At 66.7% G+C, this 23,828-nt stretch carries 18 protein-coding genes; 11 read left to right on the top strand and 7 right to left on the bottom strand.

Going from position 1 to position 23,828, the window contains the following annotated elements; genetic code table 11:
* Positions 1–3: 3 nt before the first annotated feature.
* Complete coding sequence (locus BLU39_RS13710; RefSeq protein WP_092713842.1) at positions 4–1,878, bottom strand: amidohydrolase; 1,875 nt, start codon at positions 1,876–1,878, stop codon at positions 4–6.
* Between the two features lie 245 nt (positions 1,879–2,123).
* Here BLU39_RS13710 and BLU39_RS13705 point away from each other — a divergent pair, with 245 nt between their 5' ends.
* Both BLU39_RS13705 and BLU39_RS13700 read left to right on the top strand, forming a co-directional pair.
* A complete protein-coding gene (locus tag BLU39_RS13705; protein ID WP_092713839.1) occupies positions 2,124–2,822 on the top strand; it encodes a YoaK family protein in 699 nt (232 codons plus the stop codon).
* Between the two features lie 6 nt (positions 2,823–2,828).
* Positions 2,829–5,903: a sensor histidine kinase gene (locus BLU39_RS13700; protein ID WP_092713837.1), complete on the top strand. Its 3,075-nt coding sequence runs from the start codon at positions 2,829–2,831 to the stop codon at positions 5,901–5,903.
* Here BLU39_RS13700 and BLU39_RS13695 read toward each other — a convergent pair.
* Positions 5,877–6,509 (bottom strand): response regulator transcription factor, encoded by a 633-nt coding sequence (locus BLU39_RS13695; RefSeq protein ID WP_092713834.1) that lies wholly within the window; start codon positions 6,507–6,509, stop codon positions 5,877–5,879. The two genes, BLU39_RS13700 and BLU39_RS13695, sit on opposite strands and share 27 nt — an antisense overlap.
* A 209-nt stretch (positions 6,510–6,718) precedes the next feature.
* On the opposite strand from BLU39_RS13695, the gene BLU39_RS13690 reads away from it, so the two are divergent.
* Both BLU39_RS13690 and BLU39_RS13685 read left to right on the top strand, forming a co-directional pair.
* Positions 6,719–7,405, top strand: coding sequence for a hydrolase (locus BLU39_RS13690; RefSeq protein ID WP_034747885.1), 687 nt, complete (start codon positions 6,719–6,721; stop codon positions 7,403–7,405).
* A gap of 73 nt (positions 7,406–7,478) precedes the next feature.
* Positions 7,479–7,757, top strand: a complete 279-nt coding sequence (locus BLU39_RS13685) for a XapX domain-containing protein (protein WP_092713832.1) — start codon at positions 7,479–7,481, stop codon at positions 7,755–7,757.
* A gap of 44 nt (positions 7,758–7,801) precedes the next feature.
* Here BLU39_RS13685 and BLU39_RS13680 read toward each other — a convergent pair whose 3' ends face one another.
* The 3 genes from BLU39_RS13680 to BLU39_RS13670 form a co-directional block, all read right to left on the bottom strand.
* The gene (locus BLU39_RS13680) at positions 7,802–8,449 is read right to left on the bottom strand and encodes a response regulator (RefSeq protein WP_092713830.1); all 648 of its coding nucleotides are present in this window, start codon (positions 8,447–8,449) and stop codon (positions 7,802–7,804) included.
* An 8-nt stretch (positions 8,450–8,457) separates the two neighbouring features.
* Positions 8,458–9,201, bottom strand: a complete 744-nt coding sequence (locus BLU39_RS13675) for a sensor histidine kinase (RefSeq protein WP_092713828.1) — start codon at positions 9,199–9,201, stop codon at positions 8,458–8,460.
* 164 nt (positions 9,202–9,365) lie between these two features.
* On the bottom strand, positions 9,366–10,340 hold the full coding sequence (locus tag BLU39_RS13670) for an alpha/beta fold hydrolase (RefSeq protein WP_092713826.1): 975 nt from the start codon (positions 10,338–10,340) through the stop codon (positions 9,366–9,368).
* 187 nt (positions 10,341–10,527) lie between these two features.
* On the opposite strand from BLU39_RS13670, the gene BLU39_RS13665 reads away from it, so the two are divergent.
* The 7 genes from BLU39_RS13665 to BLU39_RS13635 all read left to right on the top strand — a co-directional run bounded on the left by BLU39_RS13665 (position 10,528) and on the right by BLU39_RS13635 (position 19,563).
* Positions 10,528–10,941: a DoxX family protein gene (locus BLU39_RS13665; RefSeq protein ID WP_254788968.1), complete on the top strand. Its 414-nt coding sequence runs from the start codon at positions 10,528–10,530 to the stop codon at positions 10,939–10,941.
* A 333-nt stretch (positions 10,942–11,274) separates the two neighbouring features.
* Positions 11,275–11,628: an ElaB/YgaM/YqjD family protein gene (locus BLU39_RS13660; protein WP_092713824.1), complete on the top strand. Its 354-nt coding sequence runs from the start codon at positions 11,275–11,277 to the stop codon at positions 11,626–11,628.
* Between the two features lie 240 nt (positions 11,629–11,868).
* Entirely contained in the window at positions 11,869–14,280 is a 2,412-nt protein-coding gene (locus tag BLU39_RS13655; RefSeq protein ID WP_092713822.1) for a catalase, read from the top strand.
* A 188-nt stretch (positions 14,281–14,468) separates the two neighbouring features.
* Entirely contained in the window at positions 14,469–16,163 is a 1,695-nt protein-coding gene (locus tag BLU39_RS13650; RefSeq protein ID WP_175539293.1) for an MFS transporter, read from the top strand.
* The gene (locus tag BLU39_RS13645) at positions 16,150–17,337 is read left to right on the top strand and encodes an HlyD family secretion protein (RefSeq protein WP_232731192.1); all 1,188 of its coding nucleotides are present in this window, start codon (positions 16,150–16,152) and stop codon (positions 17,335–17,337) included. The genes BLU39_RS13650 and BLU39_RS13645 overlap by 14 nt, the downstream gene beginning before the upstream one ends.
* Complete coding sequence (locus BLU39_RS13640) at positions 17,334–18,743, top strand: efflux transporter outer membrane subunit (protein WP_092713820.1); 1,410 nt, start codon at positions 17,334–17,336, stop codon at positions 18,741–18,743. The genes BLU39_RS13645 and BLU39_RS13640 overlap by 4 nt, the downstream gene beginning before the upstream one ends.
* 79 nt (positions 18,744–18,822) lie before the next feature.
* Positions 18,823–19,563 (top strand): hypothetical protein, encoded by a 741-nt coding sequence (locus tag BLU39_RS13635; RefSeq protein ID WP_092713818.1) that lies wholly within the window; start codon positions 18,823–18,825, stop codon positions 19,561–19,563.
* A 39-nt stretch (positions 19,564–19,602) separates the two neighbouring features.
* On the opposite strand, the gene BLU39_RS13630 is transcribed toward BLU39_RS13635, so the two are convergent.
* Together BLU39_RS13630 and BLU39_RS13625 are read right to left on the bottom strand one after the other, a co-directional pair.
* Positions 19,603–20,580 (bottom strand): hypothetical protein, encoded by a 978-nt coding sequence (locus tag BLU39_RS13630; protein ID WP_092713816.1) that lies wholly within the window; start codon positions 20,578–20,580, stop codon positions 19,603–19,605.
* A gap of 131 nt (positions 20,581–20,711) precedes the next feature.
* Positions 20,712–23,828, bottom strand: a complete 3,117-nt coding sequence (locus BLU39_RS13625; RefSeq protein ID WP_092713814.1) for an efflux RND transporter permease subunit — start codon at positions 23,826–23,828, stop codon at positions 20,712–20,714.

The raw sequence follows: 23,828 nt of genomic DNA, 5'->3' as shown, positions 1-23,828 counted from the left end.
GCATCAGAACGCAAAGCAGCTGCACCCCAGCGCGCCCCAGAAGCCGGAGTGGCTGGAGACGGGCACGGAACTCTTGCGCGCCACGTCGTGGGCGTGGGCGTGCACGCCGCAGGCGCCCTGGCACTGGTGCTGCTGCATGACGCCGGTTTTTTGCGGCGGCGCGGCGCGGTAGTGGCCGGCCACGTTTTTTACGGGCGACCAATCGGGCAGCACGGGAATCGGAGGCGGCGCCAAGTTGGTGAATTCCGCCTGGCCGTAGACGATCTTGCCGCCGACGATGGTGAGCACGGATTCGATGGACTTGATCGCTTCTTCATCGATGCTGAAGAAGTCCGCGCTCAGCACGGCCAGGTCGGCCAGCATGCCTTCCTGGATGCGGCCCTTCTTGCCTTGCTCGCTCGAGAACCAGGCGCTGCCCGCCGTCCACAGTTCCAGCGCCGTATCGCGCGACAAACGGCTGCCCGCGTCGTACAGGCGCAAGCCGCCCACGGTGCGGCCCGATACGAGCCAGTACAGCGCCGTCCACGGGTTGTAGCTGGCGACCCGCGTGGCGTCCGTGCCGCCGCCCACGGGCACGCCCGAGGCAAGCATGCGCGCGATGGGCGGCGTGGCCTTGGCCGCTTCCGCGCCGTAGCGGTCGACAAAGTATTCGCCCTGGAAGGCCATGCGGTGCTGGATGGCGATGCCGCCGCCCAGCGCCTTGACCCGGTCGATGTTTTTCGGCGTGATGGTTTCGCAGTGGTCGAACATCCAGTGCAGGCCGTCGAACGGGATATCGCGGTTGACCTTTTCAAACACCGTCAGCATGCGGGCTATCGATTCGTCATAGGTGGCGTGCAGGCGGAAAGGCCAGCGTTTCGACACCAGATGACGCACGACCTTTTCCAGCTCGTCGTCCATGCCGGGCGCCAGGTCCGGGCGCGGCTCGAGGAAATCCTCGAAGTCGGCGGCCGAAAACACGAGCATTTCGCCGGCGCCGTTATGGCGGTAGTAATCGTCGCCCTGGCCCGGCGTGACCATCTCCGTCCACTTCTGGAAGTCCTGCAGTTCCGCGCCCTTGTTTTGCGTGAACAGGTTGTAGGCGATGCGTATCGTCAGCTGCTCTTTTTGCGCCAGTTCCTCGACCACCGCGTAGTCTTCCGGATAATTCTGGAAGCCGCCGCCCGCGTCGATGGCGCTGGTCAGGCCCAGGCGATTGAGTTCGCGCATGAACTGGCGCGTGGAATTGACCTGCAATTCGCGCGGCAGGGTTGGACCCTTGGCCAGGGTCGCATATAAAATCATGGCGTTCGGACGCGCAATCAGCATGCCGGTCGGGTTGCCGGCGGCGTCGCGCACGATTTCGCCGCCGGGCGGGTTCGGCGTATTTTTATCGTAGCCGACCACGCGCAGGGCGGCGCGGTTGAGCAGGGCGCGGTCATACAGGTGCAGGATGAAGACGGGGGTGTCGGGCGCGGCCGCGTTGATTTCATCAAGGGTCGGCATGCGTTTTTCCGCGAACTGGAATTCGTTCCAGCCGCCCACCACGCGCACCCACTGCGGGTTCGGCGTGCGCAAGGCCTGTTCCTTGAGCATGCGCAGGGCGTCCGCCAGCGACGGCACGCCTTCCCAGCGTAATTCCAGGTTGTAGTTCAAGCCGCCGCGGATCAGGTGCAGGTGCGAGTCGTTCAGGCCGGGAATCACGGTGCGGCCACCGAGGTCGATCACGCGGCTGTCGGGCGCGCGGTGGCGCATGACGTCATCCGCGTCGCCCACGGCGAGGAATTTGCCGTCGGCGATGGCCACCGCGCTCGCTTGCGGGCAGCTTTTGTCGACGGTATGGAAACAGCCATTGAGCAGTATCAAGGGGGCGGCGGCGGGGAGGGTATGTTCTGGCATGGTGCAGCTCCATGGTTGCGGTGCGGGGAGGGCCGGCGTGCGCGGCGCGAAAGTCACGTCGGCCAGTGTAGCGGACGCCCCCCGTTTGAACACGGGCCAAAAGATCAGGTGAAGCGTGGCGCACTGGCCGAATGGCGGGGGCGGTGGCCGGCCGCATGGCTTACCATGCAGGCAGTGGCGCCGGGGCGCTCCCCTGGCGCATTTTTTTGTTTTTTAGTGCATTGCACGGTATCGGGAGTCATTCGATGGATCAGCCACCACACAGCCGCTTGTTCGGCACCAGCCTGGGATTTTTAGCCGGGTATGTCGATACCCTGGGTTTTATTGCCCTCTTTGGCCTGTTTACGGCCCATGTCACGGGCAACTTCGTGCTGATCGGCGCCGCCCTGGCGGACGCATCGCGCGTGTCCATCCTGTTGAAGTTTCTCGCTTTCCCCGCCTTTATCGCCGGCGTGGCCGTCACGCGCCTGATGGTGCTGGCCGTCGAGCGCCGCGCCGGCCCGTCGCTGACCCTGGCCATGCTGCTGCAGTGGGCCTTGCTGGCCGGCTTCATGGTGTTTGGCATCCTGGCCGAACCGATCGGCAAGGACGTCAGTTCCATGGCCATGGTGGCCGGTTTGCTGGGCACGGCCGCCATGGGCGTGCACAGCGCCACCAGCCGGTTGCTGCTGGCGCACCTGGCACCCACCTCCATGATGACGGGAAACGTGACGCAGATCGTCATCGACACCGTCGACGTGTTGCGCGGCGCGGCCGATGCCGCCACCCATGCGCGCTGTGGCAAGTTCTTCTGGCCGCTGGCAGCGTTCGCCCTGGGCGCCATCGCCGCCGCCTTTGCCTACCTGGCTGTCGGCTTCGTGGCGCTGGCCGTGCCCTTGCTGCTGCTCGCCGGCCTGATCATCGTGCAGCACCGCAGCGGCCGCGCGGCCGTGCCTGCCGCCTGACCGGCCGTGCGCCTGCCCGTCCTGGCTGCGCTGTGCTGGCTGCTGCTGTTGTTCAGTCCTCCCGGACTGGCCATCGACGCGGCGCGCGGCATCCACCAGCTGCAGCACACCAGCTGGACGTCCAGGGATGGCGCGCCGGACGATATCAGCGTCATCGCCCAAGGCGGCGATGGCTTCCTGTGGCTGGGCACCCATTCGGGCCTGGTGCGTTTTGACGGCCTGCGTTTCGAGCCCTTGCGCGCGCGCCAGGGCGCGTTTCCCGATACGGTGACCCTGGCCCTCAAGCGCGCGGCCGACGGCGGCATGTGGGTGGGGTGGCAAGTGGGCGGCATCAGCCATGTCAAGGATGGCGTGGTGCGCAATTACGGCGAGGCGCAGGGCGTGCGGCCCGGTTCCGTCTGGGGTTTCGCCATCGACGCCACGGGCGCCGTGTGGGCCGCCGGCGTGGCCGGGGTGTCGCGCTTCGACGGCCGGCGCTGGCAGGCGATGGGTCCGGCGCAGGGCTACACGGCGCAAAAAGCCTCCGCCGTGTTCGCGGACCGGGACGGCAGGCTGGGCGTGTTCAGCGAACGGGGCCTGTTTATCTGGCAGCCGGGCCAGGCGCGCTTCGCGCCGCCCGTGGGCCGCCTCGACTTGCGCGCGCCGCCGCAGCAGGGACCGGACGGCCGCCTGTATCTGCTGGAGCTGCGCGGCATCCGCATCATCGACTCGCTCGAGCGCTACGACCGGCTCGACCACCGCTGGATCTACCGCGATACGAGCGGCACCAGCGGCAGCATGCTGGTCGACCGTCAGGGCACCTTGTGGTTCGACAGCCAGTTCGGCTTGCACCGCACGCGCAGCGCCGGCGCGCTGGGGCCGCAGCAGCTGGGCATCAGCGGCGACACGGAATCGTTCCTGCCCCGCGACGGCTTGAGCAATGTGCTGATCGGTTCCCTGTGCGACGACAACGAAGGCAATGTCTGGGTCGCCACGTATGCTGGCCTGGACCGCTTCCGCCAGGCCGCGCCCGTGATCCTCAGCGCGCGCGCGGGACCCGAGGCGCCCGAAGCCTTCCGTGCGCAGCAGCTGTCGCCCGGCACCGGCGGGCGCATGTGGCTGTCGAAGGAGGGCGATACGCCGCTGATGCTGGCGGCGCACGACGGCAAGGTCTTGCGCGCGCCCGCGCTGGGACCGATCACGGCCATCATGGCGGCGCCGCGCGGCATCCGCGTCGGCGCCCGTGCCGGCTTGCTGCGGCTCGATGGCGACGATGGCCGCGTGCTCGAGACGATTGCCTATCCGCCGGAAGCGGCCGCCTTGAAACGGGTGCGCATGGCGGTGAACGCGCCCGACGGCAGCCTGTGGGCGATTTTCAGCGGCGCCGGCGTATTCCAGTACGCGGACGGCGCATGGCGGCGCGAACCGGCCTTGCCCGAGGGCGGGCGCAAGGTGCCGCTGGCGTTGCTGGCCGATGCGGCCGGCCGTTTGTGGCTGTCCTATCCGGACGGCAGCGTGGCGGTGCTGGACGGCGGGCGCCTGGCCAGCTACGGCCCCGCACAGGGCATGGACCTGGGCAAGGTACCGGCGCTGCTCGAGACGGGCGGCCAGCTGCTGGCGGGCGGCCAGCAGGGGCTGGCGCTGTGGCGCGACGGGCGCTTCGTATCGCTGCGCGCGGCGTCGGCCGGCGTTTTCGATGGCGTGGTCGGCATGCTGCGCGCGCGCGACGGCAGCCTGTGGCTCAATACGGGCAATGGCGCCGTGCGCGCGGCCGCCGCCGAGGTGGCGCAGGCCCTGCGCGACCCGTCGCATTCCATGCAGGCGCAGTTGTACGATGGCGCCGATGGCTTGAACGGCAAAATGAGCTTGCTGCATAACGGTTCGATCGCCGAAGCGGACGATGGCAAAATCTGGTTTTCGCGCCAGAGCGCGACGTTCTGGATCGACCCGCGCCAGCCGGCGCCGCCGCTGCCGGCGCCGCAGACGGAGATCGGGGCATTGATGGTCGATGGCCAGCGCGTCGCCGTCGCCGATTATGCGCGCCTGCCGGGCGGCACGCGCGGCGTGCAGTTCGCCTACAACGCCAGCAGCCTGGGCGCACCGGCCCGCCTGCGCTTCCGCTACCGGCTCGAAGGCTACGACAGGGACTGGCAGAATGCGGACGAGCGGCGCCAGGCGCAATACACGGGCCTGGGGCCGGGCGCCTACCGCTTCCAGGTGATGGCCATCAATGGCGACGGCGTGGCCAGCGCGGTGGCGCAACTGCCGTTCCGCGTGCTGCCTGCCTTTTATCAGACCTGGTGGTTCCGCAGCCTGTGCGCGGCGGCGTTGCTGGCGGCCGCGTATGGCGCCTACCGCTGGCGGCTGCGCGAGCACGCCGCGCGCCTGCAGACGCGGATGGAGGCGCAGCAGGCCGAGCGCGAACGCATCGCGCGCGAACTGCACGATACCCTGCTGCAGGGCACGCAGGCGATGATCCTGCACTTTCACAATGCCAGCATGGCCATCGCCGAGGATGATCCCGCGCGCGCCGCCATGCTGCGCGCGCTCGACGACGCCGACCGCATGCTGGGCGAGGGGCGCGACCACGTGCACGACCTGCGCGCCGGCGACGATGCCGGCGCGCGCTGGAGCGCCATCCTGCAGCGCGAAGGCGAACGGCTGGCGGCGCAGCACGGCATCGTGTTCCGCTATGCGGAGGAAGGCGAGGCGCGCATGCTGCATGCGCGCGCCGCCCATGAAATCTACCGCATCGCCAGCGAGGCGCTGCGCAATGCCTTCCGGCATGCGCGCGCGCAGGTGGTCGAGGTGACGGTGCGCTATGCGTGCGGCGGCATCGAACTGCTCGTGCGCGACGATGGCCAGGGCTTGCCGCCCGTGGTGGCGGCGCACGGGCAGATTCCCGGACACTGGGGCATGCCCGGCATGCGCGAGCGGGCCGCGAAACTCGGTGCGCGCCTGTCCGTGGGCGGGCGCGACGGGGGCGGCACGCAATGGCGCCTGCGGGTGCCGGCGCGCCGCGCCTGGCCGCTGGCGCAAGGTCCGCTGCGCCGCTGGTGGCGGCGCTGGCGCCGCTCAGGCGTCGAGGATGCCGCGCCGTAGCGCGATGGTGACGGCGTGGGTGCGGTCCCTCGCGCCCAGCTTGGCCAGGATGGTGCTCATGTGCGCCTTGACGGTTTCTTCCTTGATCTGCAGCAGGGCGCCCGTTTCGCGGTTGGAATTGCCTTGCGCGACCTGCTTGAGCACGTCCAGTTCGCGGTTCGACAGCACGTCGCTGCACGCATACAGGGCCAGCTCCGCCTCGATCTCGGGCGTGATGTGGCGCCGCCCCGCGTGAACGTTCTGTATCGCCGCCAGCAATTCGTGGCGCAGCGCGCTTTTCAGCACATAGCCGCACGCGCCCGCGCGGATGGCGCGCAGCACCTGCGTGTCGCCCTTGTAGGTGGTCAGCACGATGATGCGCGCCTGCGGATGGCGCGCGCGGATGGCCCCGATCGCGTCAAGGCCGCTCATGACCGGCATCTGCAAATCCATCAGCGTGACATCGGGCAGCAGCGCGTCAAATTGCCGCACCGCCTGCTGGCCGTCGGTGGCCTGGCCCACCAGCACCACGCCGGGAAAGGCGCGCAGCAGGGCCGCGATACCGTCGAGCAGCAACTGGTGGTCGTCGGCGATGAGGACGCGTATCGGTGCCGTATCGCTGCGCATGGTGTTGTCTGGCAAAGAGGAGTTAGCGATCAAGAGTCGTCGGAGCATGGTGAGCAAAAGGTATTTTACCGCAGCGCCCGCCCTGCTGCAGGGGGTATTTCCCATAGGCAATCACCATGCCAGCCTATATTTAGATAGTGGTGCGGGCGCGGCGCCAGGCATACGATGCACGGCAGTACCCACTCAACCCTTTTTTCATGGATGACATCATGACCAATCCGAAACTGGAAGTCCTTACCCCCGACAATTGCCAGATCATTTTCATCGACCAGCAGCCGCAAATGGCGTTCGGCGTGCAGTCGATGGACCGCCAGGCGCTGAAAAACAATACCGTGGGCCTGGCCAAGGCCGCCAAGGTGTTCAACATCCCCACCATCATCACCACGGTGGAAACGGAAAGCTTCTCCGGCCACACCTATCCGGAACTGCTCGACGTCTTCCCCGGCAAGGATATCCTCGAGCGCAGCTCGATGAATTCGTGGGATGACCAGAAGGTGCGCGATGCGCTGGCCGCCAACGGCAAGAAGAAAGTCGTCGTGTCGGGCCTGTGGACGGAAGTGTGCAACAACAGCTTCGCCCTGTGCGCGATGCTCGAAGGCGACTACGAAATCTACATGGTGGCCGATGCATCGGGCGGCACCTCGAAGGAAGCGCACGACTACGCCATGCAGCGCATGATCCAGGCCGGCGTGGTGCCGGTGACGTGGCAGCAGGTGCTGCTGGAATGGCAGCGCGACTGGGCGCACAAGGCAACCTACGACGCCGTCATGGCCATCGTGCGCGAACATTCGGGCGCCTACGGCATGGGCGTCGACTACGCCTACACGATGGTGCACAAGGCGCCGCAGCGCATCCATGGCGAACATACTACCTTGGCGCCGGTGCCGGCCAAGTAAACGCCGCGCGGCTGTGCCATGCGCCGCGCGCCTGACCGCGCGCGGCGTTTTTTTTCATCGAAAGGAATGCGCCATGAAGTTATATGTGATTTCGCTGGCCGTGGGCTTGCTCGTTGGCATCATCTACGCCGTCTTGCAGGTGCGCTCGCCGGCGCCGCCAGCCATTGCCCTGATCGGCCTGCTGGGCATGCTGATCGGCGAACAGATCGTCCCCAGCGTCAAGCGCCTGATGGCGGGCGAAGCCGTGACGGTGTCGTGGCTGCGCAGTGAATGCGTGCCGAAGATCAGCGGCGTGGAAGCGAAGCCAATGCTGGCCAAGGCCGCGGCAAAGTCGGATGATGATGCAGCGTAAATGCTGGGGTCAGACCCGGCGGGTCTGACCCCGGTTCCCGGCAGCTAGAACGCGCCCAGCAAGCCGCGCCGGGCGGCCACCGTGGCCGCCTCGGTGCGGCTTGATACGTTGAGCTTGGTCAAAATATTATTCACGTGGAATTTGACGGTGCCCACCTCGATGCCGGCGCTGCGCGCGATCATCTTGTTGCTCATGCCCGCGGACAGGTGCAGCAGGATGTCGTGCTCGCGTTTCGACAGGCGGTTCGCCTCGATGCGGCCGGCCTGCTGCGCCGCCAGTTCGGGCGGCAGGTATTGCCTGCCGCCGGCCACCTGGCCGATGCATTGCGTCAGTTGCAGGAAGCCGGAATCCTTCAGCAGGTAGCCGCGCGCGCCGGCGCGCAAGGCCCGGTGCACGCTGTCCTCGCCCTGGTAGGTGGTGAGGATGACGATCTTCGCTTGCGGGTCGTCCGCGCAGATGCGCTCGATCGCCTCGACGCCATGCATCTCCGGCATGTTCAAATCCATCAGCACCACGTCGGGCCGCAGCTCCCGGTACAGCTCCACGGCGGCGAGGCCCGTGCCGGCCTGGCCCAGCAGACATAAACCAGGCAGCGAGGCGATCAGCGAGGCCAGGCCGGCCAGGATCAGCGGGTGGTCGTCGGCGATCAAGAGGGTAATCGGTGCATCGGCCGGGGGCGTGGTCGTGTCCATGGTTGTCTTCATTGAGCTGGCAGGGTGAAGTGGAAGACGCTGCCGTGGGGCGCGCCGGGCGCATGCCACAGGCGCCCGCCATGCGCGTCGACGATGCGGCGGCAGATGGCCAGGCCCATGCCCATGCCGTCCGGCTTGCTGGAATACAGGGCATCGTACAGGCGGCCTGCCGCCTGCGGCGCGATGCCGGTGCCATTGTCGGCGATGCTGAAATGCTGCACGCCCCCATCCAGTTGCGAAGACAGCAGCACCGTGCGCGGGCGGCCGCTCGTATCGCGAAGGGCTTCGATGGCGTTCATCAGCAGGTTCAGGATGACTTGCCGGAATTGCACCGGGTCGGCGTGCAGCAGCGGGCGGCCAGGTGCCAGCTGGGTTTCCAGGTGGATGGCGTGGCGCTGCAATGGCGCGCGCAGCAGCGGCAGCAGGTCCTGCACGGCGTCGTCGGCCACAAAATGATCGTGGCTGCCCGGCGCCTTACAGGCCAGCCCATGCACGCTGCGCAGCACGGCGCTGGCGTGGCTGCCGGCGCTGGCGACGAGGGCCAGCGCCGCGCGTGCCTCGTCGAGGCGCGGAGGATCGTGATCGAGCCAGCGCAAGGCGGCATCGGCATTGAGCGCGATGGCCGCCAGCGGCTGGCGCACCTCGTGCGCGACCGATGCGGCAAATTCGCCCATGCCGTCCATGCCGCCAAGGCGCTGCGCCTGTGCCAGGCCGGCGTCGTGCTTCTGATGGGAATAATACATGCTGGCCATCGCCGTGCTCCTGTCGCTGTCGCGGCGTATGCCGCATTGCAACAAGTATGCACGCGCCGTCAGGCAAGGCAGTTATACGAATGGGGGAGGCGGGCGGTTTTTTTAGGCGGCGGGGACGATAAACACCGCCGGGCGGGCCGGCGGTGCGGGAAGCGAAGAACGGATCAGGACTTGATAAAGGCCAGCAGGTCTTCGTTCAGGCGATCCTTGTGGGTCGCCGGCAAGCCGTGCGGCGCGCCTTCATAGATGACCAGCTTGGCGTTCTTGATGAGCTTGGCCGCGGCCTTGCCGGACGCGTCGATCGGCACGATCTGGTCGTCGCCGCCGTGCACCACCAGGGTCGGCACGGAGATTTTCTTCAGGTCGGCCGTGAAGTCCGTCTCGGAAAACTGCTTGATGCAATCGTAGGCGTTCTTGATGCCGCACTGCATGCCCTGCAGCCAGAAGGTGTCGCGCACGCCTTGCGACACTTTGTTGCCGGGACGGTTGGCGCCGAAGAACGGCACGGTCAGGTCCTTGAAGAATTGCGAACGGTCGGCCAGCACGCCGGCGCGGATGCCGTCAAACACCGACATCGGCAAGCCGCCCGGATTGGTGTCCGACTTGACCATCTGCGGCGGCACGGCGCCCACCAGCACGGCCTTGGCCACGCGTTTTTCGCCATGGCGGCCGATATAGCGAGCCACTTCGCCGCCGCCCGTCGAATGGCCGACCAGGGTCGCGCCCTTGATGTCGAGCGCGTCGAGCAGGGTGGCCAGGTCGTCGGCGTAGGTATCCATGTCATTGCCCTGCCATGGCTGGCTCGACAGGCCGTGGCCGCGGCGGTCATGCGCGATCACGCGGTAGCCGTGGCTGGCCAGGAACATCATCTGGTCTTCCCAGGCGTCGCCCTGCAATGGCCAGCCATGGCTGAAGACGACGGGCGTGCCCGTGCCCCAGTCCTTGAAGTGGATGACGGTGCCGTCCTTGACGGTGACGCTGTTGACGGTGAGCTTGCCCGGCGCGGTGGCGGCGGCAGGCTTGGCGGCGGCGCTGGCGCCACCTGCGGCCAGCAGGCCCGCACCGGCGGCCACGCCGGCGACGCTGACGAGCAGCTTGCGGCGGGAAGTGACTTCTTCGGCTTCGATTTTCTTCGACATGATGCATTTCCTTCGGGGATGGGGGAGGGAGGCCGGTTACGGCCTGGACCAGTGATGGCATCGGCCAGTCTAGGCCTTCGCGCGCGCCGGCGCCTCTGCCAAAAGACCAGTCGCGTCCAGGCGCCCGCCTGCCTATGATGGCTGGCAGCGGCGCGCCGCGCCGACTGGCTTTCCCACTGGAGCGATCATGATGAAAAACTGGATGGCGGCGCTGGCCGGCCCCTTTTTGCCCGATGCGGGTATGCTGTTTGCGCGCCTGACGGGCGCGCTGCTGGTGCTGCACGTGCACGGTCTGCCCAAGCTGCTGCATTTTTCCGATGAGCTGGCGCACATCGACGACCCGCTGCACTTGGGCCGCGCCGTTACCCTGTACTGCGCCCTGTTCGCGGAAATCGTCTGCCCGCTGCTGGTCGCCGCCGGCTTGCTGACGCGCCTGGCCTGTCTGCCATTGCTGTTCCTGCTGGGCGTGTCGATGCTGCTCGTGCACCCGGACTGGAGCATCGCCGATGGCCAGTTCGGCTGGCTGCTGATCATCGTCTTCGGCACGATCACCATCAGCGGCGCGGGACGCTATTCGCTCGATGCGCGGTTGCGGGCGTAAGCGGTGATGTCAACGATGTGTCGGGTTACGCTCCGCTAACCCGACCTGCGCCTAAATAACACCATCTCACCCCGATCCCCGTCCACCCCACCAGGCTGGCGGGGATTGTTATTTCCAACAGGCATTTAAGTCTGCGCCTCAAGGTGTGGCAGCGCACGGTGGCGCATGGCGGGGGCAGTTAAGGTAGTGCCAACAGCTTGCCGCTGATCCTGTGTTTGATATGGCTCAGCCCGGCAGCGTTTAGCCGCTTCTTTTTCCCCGAAGCGAGGAGAATCATGATTCGGTCACGGCATCGAGCATGGTTGAAATTATTCACTGTTAAAGGAAACCATCATGAACGCGATTGAAAAAACCAGCTCCGATATGAATGGCAATGCCCAGGATACGCGCCAGGACTTGCACCGCACCATCGACAAGGTGGCAAGCCAGGCCCAGCCCCTGGCCGACAAGGTGGCCACGCGCGCCCATGACGGCGTGGACCAGGTGGGCGAGCGCATCAGCCAGGTCAGCGACAGCGTGAACAAGGCTTCCGAACGCCTGATGGCGCGCGGCAAACAGCTGGGCGCCGCCTGCCAGCGCGCCGGCGAAACGGGCCGCGACTATGTGCGCGAGCGCCCGGCCGTGTCCCTGCTGATTGCCGCTGCGGCCGGTTATGGCCTGTCCAAACTGCTGGGTTCGCGTAAATAAGTTCCGCGCCTTCCTGGAAAGGATTTGTCGTGGGCGCCGTTCCCTTCGCCGTCATGGCGCGGCGGGCCGGCGCCCACGCGCACAAGGTAGTAACAAGCAGTAAAGGAGAGTGATGATGCGCTCCATTTTGTTGTGGTTGATCGGCATACCTATTCCCATCATTATTTTGATTGCCCTGTTCGTGCGCTGAATGAGGGAGTTGTAGCGTTCTCCCGGGGCAAACTACTCACAGGAGACGTAATGGCTACCAACAAGAAAACGCCGTCCACGGACGGTGCTGGCTCCGTCATGAGCAGCATGTCCGGCCCATCCGACAGCAATGCGCCGCACAGCCTGGGCGCGGACAATGACGTGACCCGCGCCCTGCTGCAAAAGACGGCCGCCGGCCAGCAGTTGTCCGCCGCCATGGCCGTCAATCCCAAGGAAGAAGGCCAGTATGGCGAGGCCGCGCGCACGCCGGCCGAAGGCGTGCATGTGGCGGCGGGCGAACCGCTGGCCACGGCCAGCACCACGGGCGAAACGACAGCGTCGCCGAAGACGGGCGATGGCCAGCCCGCGCTGGGCGAAAACGCGCCCAACGCCTCGCTCGACGGCGCGCGCAGCGACGACAGCGGCTGCGTGCTGACGACGAACCAGGGCGTGCCCGTGGGCGACAACCAGAATTCCTTGAAGGCGGGCTTGCGCGGCCCCACCCTGATGGAAGATTTCATTCTGCGTGAAAAGCTCACGCATTTCGACCATGAGCGCATCCCCGAACGGGTCGTGCATGCGCGCGGTTCGGCCGCCCATGGCTACTTCGAATGCTACAAGGAACAAAGCAAGCTGACGCGCGCCGCGCCGTTCGCCAGGGCGGGCAAGCGCACGCCCGTCTTCGTGCGCTTTTCCACGGTGGCCGGCGAACGCGGTTCCACCGATACGGCGCGCGACGTGCGCGGCTTCGCCGTGAAGTTTTATACGGACGAGGGCAACTGGGATTTGGTCGGCAATAACATCCCCGTCTTCTTCATCCAGGATGCGATGAAGTTCCCCGACGTGGTCCATGCCGTCAAGCCCGAGCCGCACCATGGCATGCCGCAGGCGGCCAGCGCGCACGACACCTTCTGGGATTTCGCCTCGCTGTCGCCGGAAATCACGCACATGCTGATGTGGGTCATGTCGGACCGCGCCATCCCGCGCAGTTATCGCATGATGCAGGGCTTTGGCGTGCATACCTTCCGGCTCGTCAATGCCAAGGGCCAGTCCGTGTTCTGCAAATTCCACTGGTCGCCGATGGCCGGCACGCATTCGCTCGTGTGGGACGAAGCCGTCAAGATCAGCGGCGCCGATTCCGACTTCCACCGGCGCGACCTGTGGGAAGCCATCGAGTGCGGCGAATATCCCGAATACGAGCTATCCTTCCAGGTCTTCACGGAAGCGCAGGCGGAAGCGTTTCCCTTCGACGTGCTCGACCCGACCAAGCTGATTCCCGAAGAAGTCGTCCCGCTCATCCCCGTCGGGAAAATGGTCTTGAACCGCAATCCCGACAATTTTTTTGCCGAGACGGAGCAGGTGGCGTTCTGCACGGCGCACATCGTGCCCGGCATCGATTTCAGTAACGATCCGCTGCTGCAGGGCCGCATCCACTCGTATGTCGATACCCAGCTGACGCGCCTGGGCGGCCCCAACTTCCACGAAATTCCCATCAATGCGCCGCTGGCGCCCGTGCACAACAACCAGCGCGACGGCATGCACCGCCAGGCCATCAACCGGGGCCGGGTCGCGTACGAACCGAACTCGCTGGCGGGCGGCTGTCCGTTCCAGGCGGGCGCGAAAGGTTTCAACAGTTTTCCCGCGTCCGCCGAAGGCGACAAGGTGCGCGGCAAGCCCGAGAAATTCGCCGAGCATTATGCCCAGGCGCGCCTGTTCTGGATCAGCCAGACGCCTGTCGAACAAGAGCACATTGTGCACGCGTTCCGTTTTGAGCTGAGCAAGGTGCAGACGGTGGCCATCCGCCAGCGCATCGTCGCCATGCTGCGCAACGTCGACGAGACCCTGGCGCAGCGCCTGGCCGATGGCCTGGGCCTGGCCCTGCCGCCGGCCATGCCGCGCGCCTCGCTGGAACCGCTGCCCGCGTATCCGCCGTCGCCCGCCCTGTCGCTCTTTTTCCGCCCCGGCAAGACGGGCATCCATACCCTGCGCGTGGCCATTCTCGTGGGGGCGGGCAGCGACGGCGCGCAGGTGCGCAATATCTATGCCGTGCTCCTGGCCGACGGCGCCGTGCCGCGCCTGGCGGGCAGCCACCTGGGAACTGTCGACACGAGCGGCGGCGCGCCGCTGGCCGTGGAAATCTCGCTCGAAGCGGGTCCTGGCGTGCTGTTCGACGCCGTCGTGGTGCCGGATGGCCAGGGCGCCGTGCAGCAACTGGGCAGCGACGCCCACGCGCTCGACTTCCTGCGCCTGCAATACCGCCACTGCAAGCCGATGCTGGCCATCGGCGCCGGCAAGGACTTGCTGGACAAGGCGGGCATACCAGTGACTCTGCCCGATGGCAAGCCGGACCCCGCCATCATCGTCGCGCCTTCCGCCGACGTGGTGAAAGCCGTGGCGGCGTTCAAGAAGTTGCTCGCCGCGCACCGGGCGTTTGCGCGCGAGACGGATCCGCCGCGGGTGTGAGGCGCGCCTGAGCGGAGCACAGGGCGGGCCTGGCTTGCCCTGTCTCCGCAAGGCGCGCAACAGTGCGCAAGAATGTAAACAATGAAAACGTCCCGCGGTGATATGCTGCTGACTAGAACTGTTCATTTGCCACTATCTGCATAACAGCAGCAAGGAACGGCTTCAGCAAACCGGATCGCGATTACCGCATGGACAAGTACACACCGCGCACCTGGGGGCCGGGCGAACGCCCGACCTTGCCCGGGTCGCCATCGATGCCCGAACATTCGACGCCCAAGCGTGTCGCGTATTTCATCGTCGGCCTGATCGTCGCGTTGACGGGGGGACTGGGCAACGGCCTGGTGACGGCCAACATCTTGAACCTACAAGGTTCGCTGGGCGCCTATGCCTATCAGATGCAGTGGCTGCCGGCCGCCTACGTGATGACCATCGTTTCCATGAATCTGCTGCTGGTGAAGTTCCGCCAGCAGTTCGGCCTGCGCCTGTTTACGGAAGCGTTCCTCGTGCTGTACGCGGTGGTGACGTTTGCCCACCTGTATGCGAATACCCTGTCGTCGGCGATCGCCGTGCGGGCCGCGCATGGCATGGTGGGCGGCGCGCTGGGGGTGCTGGGGCTGTACTACACCTTGCAGGCGTTTCCTGCGCGGCACCGCCTGAAGGGTGTGGTGCTGGGCCTGGGCTTTGCCCAATTGGCCTTGCCGCTGGCGCGCATCTTTACGTCCGAACTGCTGCAGATCGGCGAATGGCACGGCCTGTACCTGTTCGAACTGGGACTGGCCCTGCTGGCGCTGGGCTGCGTGCTGGCCCTGAAGCTGCCGCCCGGCGACCGCGTGCAGACGTTCGAGCCGCTCGACTTCCTTACTTTCATCCTGTTCGCGCCCGGCGTGGCCCTGCTGTGCGCCGTGCTGGCGCAGGGGCGCACGGCGTGGTGGATGGAGTCCGAATGGGTGGGCGTGTGCCTGGCGTGCTCCATCGTGCTGATCGCCGCCTCGCTGGCCATCGAGCATAACCGCGCGCGTCCGCTGCTCAACACGCGCTGGCTCACGACGGGCAAGATCGCCAAGCTGTTTTTATCGGTGCTGCTGTTTCGCATCGTGCTGTCCGAATCGACGGGCGCGGTGGGCTTTTTGCAGGCGCTGGGCCTGAACACGGACCAGATGCAGAACCTGTTCATCGTGGTGCTGCTGGGCAGCGTGGCGGGCCTCGTCGTGAGCGCCCTGACGATCAATCCGGCGACCCTGAACCGCTCGCTGATGTTCGCGCTGCTGCTGATCGCCTTTGGTGCCCTGATCGACGCGCACGCCACCAGCCAGACGCGCCCCGTCAACATGTATGTGAGCCAGTTCCTGCTGGCCTTCGGCGGCACGTATTTCCTCGGCCCCACCATGGTGGCCGGCATGGGCGCCGTGATCGCCGAACCGCGCAACCTCGTGAGTTTTTCCGTGATGTTTACCATGACGCAGAACCTGGGCGGCCTGCTCGGCGCGGCCATCGTCGGCACCATCCAGACGGCGCGCGAAAAGTACCATTCCAGCTACCTGGTCGAGCATCTCACCATGCTCGACCCGCAGGTGGCCGCGCGCGTGCAGTCGGGCGCGTCAAGCTATGGCGGCGTGCTGATGGACCCCGCCTTGCGCAGCGCCCAGGGCGTGGCGCGCCTGGGCGCCGTCGCCACGCGCGAAGCCAATGTACTGGCCTATAACGACGTTTTTTTGATGATCGCCGGCGTCGCCATCGCCACCCTGATCTGGATGCTGGTCAGCCAGTCCTGGACCCGCATCACCACCGGCGCGCGCCGCCTGGTCGGCCCCGTGCGCGATGCGCAGACGGCCATGGCCATCGTCCCCATTACCAATTCGGAACCAAGCAATGACAGAAAATAATACGCCGCCACCAGCACCGACAACGCCTGCCGCCGTGCCCACGCCAGCGCCGGCACCCGCCGCCTCCACGGCGCAGCCGGACCGCCGCCACCAGTGGCTGTCGGCGCTGGCCTTTGCCGCCGTGGCCCTGGTGGGCGTGCTGATCGTGCTGTACGCGTGGCGTCTGCCGCCGTTCACCAGTCCCATCGTGACGACGGAAAACGCCACCGTGCGGGGACAGGTGACCATCATCGGCACGCAGCTGTCCGGCTATGTGGTGGAGGTGACGGTGCAGGATTTCATGGACGTCAAGGAGGGCCAGCTGCTCGTGCGCATCGACGACCGCATCTACCAGCAACGCTACGAACAGGCGCAGGCCCAGCTGGCCGCGCAACAGGCGGCGCTGTCGAACTGGACGCAGCAAAAGGCCAGCGCGCAGGCGGGCATTTCCGTCAGCGAGGCGGCGCTGGCGAATGCGGAAGCGCAGGCGCGAAAAGCCAGCGCCGACCTCAATCGCGTGGAACAGCTGGTGGCCGACGGCTCGCTGTCGCAGCGCGAACACGACCAGTCGCGCGCCACGCAGGCGCAGATGGCGGCGGCGCTGGCGCAGGCGCGCGCCAATCTCGACATCGCCCAGCAAAGCGTGCATAGCGTGGTGGTCAACAAGCAGGCGCTGGAAGCGGCCGTGGCCAACGCGCAGGCGGCCGTCAAGGCGGCCAAGATCGACCTCGATAACACGCGCATCGTGGCGCCGTCCGACGGCCAGCTGGGTCAGGTGACGGTGCGCCAGGGCGCCTACGTGAATTCGGGCGCGCAGCTGATGGCGCTGGTGCCGCGCCAGATGTGGGTGATCGCCAATTTCAAGGAAACGCAGATGAACGGCGTGCAGGAAGGGCAGAGCGCCACCTTCCACGTCGACGCGCTCGACGGCGCCGTGCTGACGGGGCAGGTGGAACGCATTTCGCCGGCCACGGGTTCCGAGTTTTCCGTGCTGCCGGCCGATAATGCGACGGGCAACTACCTCAAGATCGCCCAGCGCATTCCCGTGCGCATCCGTATCGACCCGGGCCAAGCGAATGCGCGCCGGCTCGTGCCGGGCATGTCGGTGGTGGTCAGCGTCGACACGTCCGCCGTGCTGAACGACTCGGCGGAGAATCCGGCGCCGCCGCCTGCACCGAAGAAGGCCAAGCCATGAAGCGCCGTTTGGTGCTGATGGCCGCCGCGCTGGCGCTGGCGCTGGCGCTGGCCGGCTGCGCCGCCCACGCCCCGCCGCAGCCCGCATCGGCATTGCAGTTGCCGTCCGGCTGGCGCGCGCAGGCGGCCGGTGCGCCTGCTGCGACCGAGGCCCATGTCGAGCAGCTGTGGTGGCAAGCCTTCGGCGACCCGGTCTTGAGCGACTTGGTGGGCGAGGCGCTGGCGCGCAATGGCGACTTGCGCGTGGCGCGCGCCCGCGTGCAGGAATACCGGGCGCGCCTGGCGCAGGCCGATGCGAACCGCGCACCGAACCTGGCCTTCGACGGCTCGCCCACGCGCACGCGCACCCTGGCGTCCAGCGGCAAGCCGTATGTGACGAACGTCTTCCAGGCCGAACTGCAGGCCAGCTATGAAATCGACGTGTGGGGCCGGCTGGCCAGCCTGAGCGATGCGGCCGGCGAGAGCTACCGCGCCGAGCAGGCCAGCCTCGATGCGGCGGCCCTGTCGATCGCCGCCAGCGTGGCGACGAGTTACCTGAATCTGCGCGGACTCGACGCGCAGCTGGCGCTGGCGCAATCGACCCTGCAGCTGCGGGAACAGTCGCGCGAGCTGGCGCGCAAGCAGTTCGAGGTGGGCTACAGCTCGCGTCTGGAATGGCTGCAGGCGCAATCGGAATACCATGCGGCGGCCGAGCAGGTGCCGCAGCTGCAGCGGCAGATATTTGAACAGGAAAACGCGCTGGCCGTCCTCGTCGGCGGCAATCCCGGCCCCATCGCGCGCGGCTTGCCGCTGGCCGAGCTGGCGGCGCCCGGCGTGCCGGCCGGCCTGCCGTCGGAATTGCTGCGCCGGCGGCCCGACATCGCGCGCGCGGAACACAACCTGGCGGCCGCCAACGCCAGCCTGGCCGCCACGCGCGACCAGCTGCTGCCCTCGTTCAAGCTGACGGCCGTCGGCGGCGGGCAAGCGACGACTTTGACCGATTTCCTGCATGCGCCGACAGCCCTGTGGCGCCTGACGGCGCTGGCGGCCGGCCCCCTGTTCGATGGCGGCCGGGTGCAGGCGCAGACGGATGCGGCCGGCGCGCAGCGCGACCAGCTCGTGTATGCGTATGAAAACGTGGTGCGCAATGCCTTCGCCGAAACGGAAAACAGCCTGGGCGCCATCTACCGGCTGCAGCAGCAAGCCGTGGAAAACGACGCGCGCCGCGCCGCTGCCGCCGACACCTTGCGCATCGCGCACAACCGCTACCGCAATGGCTATGCCTCGTACCTGGAGGAGCTCGACGCCCAGCGCACCCTGTACAGCGCGGACGTGGGACTGCTGCAACTGAAGACGCGCATCCTCGTCGCCTCGGTCGACCTGTACCGGGCCATGGGCGGCGGCTGGTCGGCTGGCGGCGGACAATAGCTGCACCGCCGGTGTACTATCTGGCCTGGAAAAGCGGCGGCATGGTGCCAGCCGCTTCCATCACGAACGAGGTCGCAGCATGACGATTTTTGGCATAGGCATCCATATCCTGATCGCGGTATTTTTTGCGATCCACGTGGTGCGCAACGGGCAGCAGCTGTACTGGCTGCTCATTTTATTCATGTTCCCGCTGCTGGGCAGCGTGGTGTATTTCTTCGCCATCTACCTGCCCAATTCGCGCCTGCCGCAAGGCGCGCGCAAGGTCGCGTCGGTAGCCGTGCAGGTGCTCGATCCGAACCGCGAATTGCGCGAGGCGAAAGCGGCCTTCGAGTACACGCCGACGGCGCAAAATCAGATGCGTCTTGCCAGCGCACAGCTGGAAGCGGGCAATGCGCGCGAAGCGGCATCGACGTATGAAGCCTGCCTGCAGGGAGCGTTTTCATCGGACCTGGAAATTCGCCTGGGCGCGGCACGCGCCTACCTAGAGTGCGAACGGGGCGCCGACGCGCTGACGCACCTGGAATTCATCCGCCGCACGGATATGCATTTTCGTCCCGAGATGGTGTCCCTGCTGACGGCGCGCGCGCTGGCGCAAAGCGGGCGACAAGTGGAAGCGAAAGCGGAATTCGACGACGCGCTGACGCGCTACAACAGCTTCGAATGCCGCGCCGAGTGCGCGATCTGGGCGCTGCAGCAGGGCGACAAGGTGTTGTCGGAGCGTTTGCTGCTCGATATCGACAGCGCCATGGCGCGCTGGAGCAGCCATACGCGTTCCATGTATGCGCCGCTGCTGGCGCGCCTGGAGGCGGCGCGCAAGTAGCTGGCTTACGTGGGGTCAGACCCGGCGGGTCTGACCCCATTAGACGCCGGGAACCGGGTTCTTGCCCTCGACCAGTTTGTATCCCTTGCCATCGAAACCATAGCGCGCGTGGCCGTTCAGGGGCGTGGCGATGCGCGGCGGGTCTTCGTCCGGCTTGACCGCGACGCCGGGCTTGATCTTCTCTGTGGCACCCTTGAAATCGATCAGCAAGTCGTCATAGGCGCCGCCATTGCGCGCCGGCGCGAAGCGCCAGTTTCCCTTGACCATCCAGCACTCGTCCGTATCCGGTCCGCAGGCGCCCATATTGTCCGAATACAGGTCGATGCCGCCATCGAGCGAGGTGACCTTGTCGTCGCCGATTTCAAACAGGGCCAGTTGCGTGATGGTGTAACCCTGGCCCGTATAGCCATGGCGGATCGCCAGTCCCGGCTTGTTCGCGCCCAGCATGACCCAGTGGACCTCGCCGAGCTGCCCCGACGATCCCAGGCCGGCGATGTTTTCCAGGCGTTTCACGACTTGCCACTGGCCGTCTTCCGGCTGACCCTTGGGCGTCAGGAAAAAGACGTTCAACAGTCCCGGCGAGGCATGCGCCGATTCGGCCGTGCCTTCCGTGTTGGCCGTTTCCGCATTCGCCACCAGGATGGCGCGGCCATCGGGCAGCAGCTTGTGGCTGACGGCGCTGACCACGTAACTGAGCTTGTCGACGTGGTTGTCGGGATCGGACAGGTCGGCCAGCGCATCTTCGCTGTCGCTGCGGTAGTCCTTGCCGAAGACGGCGCGCATCATGCCCACTTCGCGTTCGCGCGCCTGGGGCGTGTTCATCGCTTCCGTCCGAGGGGCGGTGGCGGCCGGCGGCGGCACGTGTTCGGCCGATGCCGTGTCTGCCGCGGCAGCGGCGGCGGGAACGTCGGTGACCACGTCAGCTGCCAGGCCGGCGCTGGCGGGGGCGGTCTTGTCCGAGCAGGCGCCGAGCAGCGCGGAAACCATCAGCAGGACGAGCGGGGTGCGGTAATTCATAGGCAGGGCAGATTGCGTTCATGGAGAATGGGCGCAGTATGCCAGATAGATGAAAGCGAGGGAGCGCGGCCTGCCGGCCGGTCCCTCGCTTCCTTGCCCGCAGGGGGCGATTTTGCAAATAATGGCGGCGCTTATTTTTCCAGCGCCACCTTGTCGTCGCGCCGCAGCGGCGCCTTCTGGCGGCGCAGTTTCGCCATGCCGCGCTTGAGCAGGTGCTCGAGGTCGTCGATGTAGGTGAACACGGCCGGCACCACCAGCAGGCTCAACAGGGTCGACGTGATCAGGCCGCCGATGACGGTAATGGCCATCGGCGAACGGAAGCTGGGGTCGGCGCCCCAGCCCAGCGCCAGCGGCATCATGCCGGCGCCCATGGCGATCGTCGTCATCAGGATGGGGCGGCTGCGCTTGTGGCAGGCGTCGACCAGCGCGTCGAAGCGGTTCATGCCCGCCTGGCGCGCCAGGATCGCATAGTCGACCAGCAGGATGGAGTTCTTGGTGACGATCCCCATCAGCATGATCAGGCCGATCATCGACGGCATCGACAGGGCGCTGCCCGTGATCAAGAGGGCGACGAAGGCGCCGCCGATCGACAGCGGCAGCGCCGCCAGGATGGTCACCGGCTGCATGAAGTCCTTGAACAGCAGCACCAGCACGCAATAGATGCACAGCACGCCGATCAGCATGGCCAGGCCGAAGCTGGCGAACAGCGACGCCATTTCCTGCGCGTCGCCCAGCTCGGCGATCTTCACGGATGGCGGCAGATTTTTCATCGACGGCAGCGCACGCGCCTCTTCATTCAGTTCGCCCAGGGTGCGCGAACCGAGTTCCACGTCGAGGGTCACGTTGCGGCTGCGGTTCAAGCGGTCGATCTGCGCCGGGCCGCTTTCCATCGTCACCGTGGCCACGTTCGCCAGGCGCACGGGACCATTCTTGCCGGGCACGGTCAGGCGCTCGATGGCGGCCAGGTCGGCGCGCACGCTGTTGGGCAGCTTGACGCGGATCGGCACCTGCCGCTCGGGCAGGTTCATTTTCGTCAGGTCCGTGTCGTAGTCGCCCGCCGTGGCCACGCGCACGGTTTCGCCGATGGCCGCCGCCGTCACGCCCAGGTCGGCCGCTTTCGCAAAGTCGGGGCGCACGATGATTTCCGGGCGCACCAGCGAGGCGCTGGAATTGACGTTGCCGATGCCTTTCAAGCCGCGCAATTCGCGCTCGACCTTTTGCGCCGCTGCCATCAGCGCCACCGGGTCTTCCGAGCGCAGCACCAGCTGCATCTTGACGCCCGTGTCGGGCGGTCCCACCGTGAAGCGGGCGCCGGGAATGGTATCGAGCTTGTGGCGCAGCTGCGTTTCCAGGTCCGCCATCGATTCCTTGCGCTCCGTGCGGTGCACGGTGGTCAGGGTCAGCACGGCGCGGCGCGCCTCGGCCGCCGCGCCGGGGGCGAAGGCGTCGCCGCTGGAGCCGCCGCCGATGGAACTGAAGACGCCCTGGATGCCTGGCGTGCGCATGGCCGCGTCGCGCGCCAGGGCCGCCACGGCCTGCGTTTCAGCCAGGGTGGAGCCGGGCGGCAGTTCCAGGTTGATCTGCGTCTGTGCGCGGTCGGCGGCAGGCACGAAGCCGGTCGGCAGCAGCGGCACGAGCGCGATGGCGCCGACGAAGAACAGGGCCGCGGCGATGGCCGTGGTGCCGCGGTGGTTCAGGCACCAGCGCATGACACGCAAGTAGCGCGTCATCAGCCAGCCATCCTGCTCTTTCTTGTGCGGCAGCGGTTTCAGGATATAGGCCGCCATCATCGGCGTGAGCAGCCGCGCCACCACCAAGGACGCCAGCACGGCCAGCACGGCCGTCCAGCCGAACTGCTTGAAGAACAGGCCGGGAATGCCGCTCATGAAGGCCGTCGGCAGGAACACGGCCACCAGCGCGAATGTGGTGGCGATCACCGCCATGCCGATTTCGTCGGCAGCTTCCATGGCCGCTTCCATCGGTGACTTGCCCATGCGCAGATGGCGCTCGATGTTTTCGATTTCCACGATGGCGTCGTCGACCAGCACGCCGACGACCAGGGCCAGCGACAGCAGGGTGACGGTGTTGAGCGTGTAGCCGAACCAGTAGATGCCGAGGAAGGCCGGCATCACGGACAGGGGCAGGGCGGCCGCGGCCACCAGGGTGGCGCGCCAGTCGCGCAGGAACCACCACACCACCAGCACGGCCAGCAGCGCGCCTTCGTACAGCAGCTCCATCGAGCCTTCGAAGTTTTCCTCGACGGGGAAGGCATTGTCGATCGACTGCTGCAGCACCACGCTGGGGTTTTCCTTCTGCAGGTCGGCGATGGCGGCGCGCGCCCCGCTGGCGACGGCCACTTCGCTGGCGCCTTTGGTGCGGAATACTTCAAAGGCGACGACGGTCTTGCCATCCTGTTCGGCCAGCGCGCGCGGTTCGGCGATGGTGTCGCGCACGGTCGCCACCTGGTCCAGGCGCACGTGGCGGCCGTCCGGCAGCGGCACTTCCACGCGCGACAGTTCATCGGCCGTCTTGACGGTGGCGATGGTGCGCACCGACTGTTCGGCGCCGCTGATGTCGCCCCGGCCGCCGGGCGCTTCGCGCTGCACCAGGCGCAGCTGGCGCGACACGTCGAGTGCCGACACCTTCAATGCGGCCATGCGGGCCTCGTCGAGTTCCACCTGGATTTCTCGGTAGACGCCACCGACTCTGGTGACGGCGCCCACGCCGGGCACGGTCAAGAGGCGCTTGGCCACCGTATTGTCGACGAACCACGACAGGTCGGGCGCATCGAGCGGATTGTCCACGCCGGGCTTCGCCGTGGCGATAAAGGTCAGCACGACCCTGCCGGCCGTGGAAGCCTTGGTGACGGTGGGGTCGCGCAGCTCGGCCGGCATGTCCGCTTTCACGCGGGCGACGGCGTCGCGCACGTCGTTGACGGCTTCGGCGATCTGCTTTTCCAGGATGAATTCGACGGTCACCGTGACGACGCCATCGAGCACCTTGGTGTAGATGTTCTTCACGCCTTGCAAGGTGGCGACGGAGTCTTCGATCTTGCGCGCCACTTCCGTTTCCAGCTGGGCCGGCGCGGCACCGGGCAGCACGGCGCTGACGGTGACGATGGGCAGTTCGATGTCGGGGAAATCCTGCACCGGATTGGCCTTGTAGGCCAGCAGACCGGCCAGTGTCAGCAGCGCGAACAGCATGATGGCCGGGATCGGATTCTTGATCGAGAGGGAGGAAAAATTCAT

Source organism: Janthinobacterium sp. OK676, assembly GCF_900103595.1.
Classification (GTDB): domain Bacteria; phylum Pseudomonadota; class Gammaproteobacteria; order Burkholderiales; family Burkholderiaceae_D; genus Janthinobacterium.
The sequence above is the reverse complement of the archived record's forward strand: the minus strand, read 5'-3'. Positions and strand labels throughout refer to the sequence as shown.

Excerpts from the sequence above, each read along its gene's own strand:
- BLU39_RS13710 (WP_092713842.1), bottom strand. The coding sequence starts at position 1,878 with ATGCCAGAACATACCCTCCCCGCCGCCGCCCCCTTGATACTGCTCAAT.
- BLU39_RS13705 (WP_092713839.1), top strand. The coding sequence starts at position 2,124 with ATGGATCAGCCACCACACAGCCGCTTGTTCGGCACCAGCCTGGGATTT.
- BLU39_RS13695 (WP_092713834.1), bottom strand. The coding sequence starts at position 6,509 with ATGCGCAGCGATACGGCACCGATACGCGTCCTCATCGCCGACGACCAC.
- BLU39_RS13690 (WP_034747885.1), top strand. The coding sequence starts at position 6,719 with ATGACCAATCCGAAACTGGAAGTCCTTACCCCCGACAATTGCCAGATC.
- BLU39_RS13685 (WP_092713832.1), top strand. The coding sequence starts at position 7,479 with ATGAAGTTATATGTGATTTCGCTGGCCGTGGGCTTGCTCGTTGGCATC.
- BLU39_RS13680 (WP_092713830.1), bottom strand. The coding sequence starts at position 8,449 with ATGGACACGACCACGCCCCCGGCCGATGCACCGATTACCCTCTTGATC.
- BLU39_RS13675 (WP_092713828.1), bottom strand. The coding sequence starts at position 9,201 with ATGGCCAGCATGTATTATTCCCATCAGAAGCACGACGCCGGCCTGGCA.
- BLU39_RS13670 (WP_092713826.1), bottom strand. The coding sequence starts at position 10,340 with ATGTCGAAGAAAATCGAAGCCGAAGAAGTCACTTCCCGCCGCAAGCTG.
- BLU39_RS13665 (WP_254788968.1), top strand. The coding sequence starts at position 10,528 with ATGATGAAAAACTGGATGGCGGCGCTGGCCGGCCCCTTTTTGCCCGAT.
- BLU39_RS13660 (WP_092713824.1), top strand. The coding sequence starts at position 11,275 with ATGAACGCGATTGAAAAAACCAGCTCCGATATGAATGGCAATGCCCAG.
- BLU39_RS13655 (WP_092713822.1), top strand. The coding sequence starts at position 11,869 with ATGGCTACCAACAAGAAAACGCCGTCCACGGACGGTGCTGGCTCCGTC.
- BLU39_RS13650 (WP_175539293.1), top strand. The coding sequence starts at position 14,469 with ATGGACAAGTACACACCGCGCACCTGGGGGCCGGGCGAACGCCCGACC.
- BLU39_RS13645 (WP_232731192.1), top strand. The coding sequence starts at position 16,150 with ATGACAGAAAATAATACGCCGCCACCAGCACCGACAACGCCTGCCGCC.
- BLU39_RS13640 (WP_092713820.1), top strand. The coding sequence starts at position 17,334 with ATGAAGCGCCGTTTGGTGCTGATGGCCGCCGCGCTGGCGCTGGCGCTG.
- BLU39_RS13635 (WP_092713818.1), top strand. The coding sequence starts at position 18,823 with ATGACGATTTTTGGCATAGGCATCCATATCCTGATCGCGGTATTTTTT.
- BLU39_RS13630 (WP_092713816.1), bottom strand. The coding sequence starts at position 20,580 with ATGAATTACCGCACCCCGCTCGTCCTGCTGATGGTTTCCGCGCTGCTC.
- BLU39_RS13625 (WP_092713814.1), bottom strand. The coding sequence starts at position 23,828 with ATGAATTTTTCCTCCCTCTCGATCAAGAATCCGATCCCGGCCATCATG.